Genomic DNA, 329 nt, shown 5'->3' with positions numbered 1-329 from the left:
GAATTTTTTTTATATTGTTTTTAGTTGTTTAGCGTGGGGTCTTTTTTGTGGGTGTGTTTTTTTTTTTTTGTTTTTTTTTTTTTTTTTTGCGGTTGGGGGGTTGTTTTTTATTGGTTGTTTTTTTTTTTTTTGTTTTTTGTGGGGGGGGGGGGGGTGGTGTTTTTTTTTTGTTTTTGTTGGTTTTTTTTTTTTTTTTTTTTTTTTTTTTTTTGTTGTTTTGGGGGTTTGTTTGATTGGTTGGGGTAGGGGTTGGTGGGTGTTGTTTTTTTTGTTTTTTGTTGGTACACTTTGTTTTTGTGTTGGGGGGGTTTTTTTTTGTGTGGATGGCG

1 protein-coding gene is annotated in these 329 nt (G+C 32.2%); it reads left to right on the top strand.

Going from position 1 to position 329, the window contains the following annotated elements; translation table 11 throughout:
* Nucleotides 1–51 precede the first annotated feature (51 nt).
* Nucleotides 52–246, top strand: coding sequence for a hypothetical protein (locus tag PUR71_RS40780; protein WP_329924222.1), 195 nt, complete (start codon nt 52–54; stop codon nt 244–246).
* Nucleotides 247–329 lie beyond the last annotated feature (83 nt).

The organism is Streptomyces sp. SP17BM10 (assembly GCF_036322405.1).
GTDB lineage: Bacteria > Actinomycetota > Actinomycetes > Streptomycetales > Streptomycetaceae > Kitasatospora.
The sequence above is the reverse complement of the archived record's forward strand: the minus strand, read 5'-3'. Positions and strand labels throughout refer to the sequence as shown.